The sequence below is a fragment of the Streptomyces sp. SID5785 genome (assembly GCF_009870065.1).
Taxonomy (GTDB): Bacteria; Actinomycetota; Actinomycetes; order Streptomycetales; family Streptomycetaceae; genus Streptomyces.
Genome location: NZ_WWIA01000092.1, coordinates 1 through 1478, shown reverse-complemented (window position 1 = coordinate 1478; position 1478 = coordinate 1). Strand labels below are relative to the sequence as shown.

General features: G+C 74.7%; 2 protein-coding genes. Both read right to left on the bottom strand.

Going from position 1 to position 1478, the window contains the following annotated elements:
- Nucleotides 1–598 (bottom strand): type ISP restriction/modification enzyme (locus tag GTW43_RS02920; RefSeq protein ID WP_343245877.1); only part of this gene is annotated, 598 nt, incomplete at its 3' end.
- A gap of 22 nt (nucleotides 599–620) precedes the next feature.
- Entirely contained in the window at nucleotides 621–1373 is a 753-nt protein-coding gene (locus GTW43_RS02915; protein WP_161299980.1) for a GntR family transcriptional regulator, read from the bottom strand.
- Nucleotides 1374–1478 lie beyond the last annotated feature (105 nt).

Genomic DNA, 1478 nt, shown 5'->3' with positions numbered 1-1478 from the left:
CCTCGGCGCCCACCTGTTCGCCGTAGGTGCCGGACAGGTGCGTGAGCAGCCCCGGCGCCACGTTCGGCTCGGTGCCGTCCGGCCTGCGGTACAGCGGGCGGATGCGGCCCGGGCGGCCCGCGGGGGAGCGGCCCTCCGGCAGCACCGCCGAGGCGAGGACCGCGGGCCCGCCCGCGTCCGGCACATGACCCTGCTCGACGAGGTACAGCTGGCGCTCGCCCGCCACCCGCCACAGCTCGGGCCGGGCCGCGTCGAGCAGCCGCTGGTCCGGGATGAGCCACTGCTCGTCGAACGGCGCGTGCAGGAGCCGCACCGGCTCCGGACAGGGACCCGCGGCGCGGGCCAGCGGCTCGGTGCCGGTGCGCCGGCCGGGCAGTTGAGCGGCGGGGGAGTGCAGCGTCCGGGAGCGCGAGGGTTCGAGCAGCGCCGCGCGCTCCTCCTCGCCGGCCCGCACGAACCGCTCCCAGCGCGCCTTCAGGGACGCGGCATCCGGCGCGAGCGGCCAGGACCGGCCCAGCCGCAGCGGCGCCACGGACCACGGCATGAGGTCCGCGAGCGGCAGCGCGTGCGGGAGCCCGTCGTTCGTCACGCCCGGCATGGTACGTCCCCCCGGTGGCGGTTCAGTCGGCGTCCAGCGTCACCGTGAACGAGAAGCGGTCGCCGCGGTAGTGGATCACCGCGACGTCCAGAACCCTGCCCTCCTCGTCGTACGTGATGCCCGTGTAGTGCAGGATCGGGCTGAGCAGCGGCACATCGAGCAGCCGGGCCGTCTCCGGGTCCGCGAGACGGGCCTCCACCGAGTCCGTGATCCGGCTGATGCGCAGACCCACGACGTCCCGCAGCACCTTGGTCATCGGCCGGCGCTCCAGGTCCGCCGGATCGACGAGCGGGCCGAGGTCGGGGCGCAGGTAGTTGCGCGCGTGGTTGGTCGGCTCGCCCGTCTTCTCGTCGCTGCGCAGCCGGTGGTACGCGGCCACGTGCGCGGCCCCGGGGAAGTGCTCGGCCAGCGCGGGCGGGACCGGGGCCGCGACGTCGTGCTCCAGGAGACGGGTCGTCATGCCGGACTGCTGGGCCACGATGGCGTCCACCGAGCCGAGCAGCCGGACCGGGGCGCCGCGCCGGGCGTCCGGCTCGATGAACGTGCCGCGGCGCCGGTGCCGGGTGATCAGCCCCTCGTCCTCCAGCTCCTTCAGCGCCTGGCGCATCGTCAGGACGGAGACGCCGTAGTGCGCCGCGAGCTGTTCCTCCGTGGGCAGGCGCAGGGGGTCCTGCGGGGATCTGCCGAGTATGGAGGCGCGCAGGGACTGCGACACCTGATACCAGAGCGGCAGCTTGCGGTTCAGGACGATCGAGTCCGGGGCGAATGACGTCACGGGGCTATCCGTATCTGTCGCGGGGCGCCGATGCAATGGCGGTCCCCTGGGGTGCGGGACTTCGGCTCTCCGTGCGTGGGGGCTGGTCGCGCAGTTCCCCGCGCC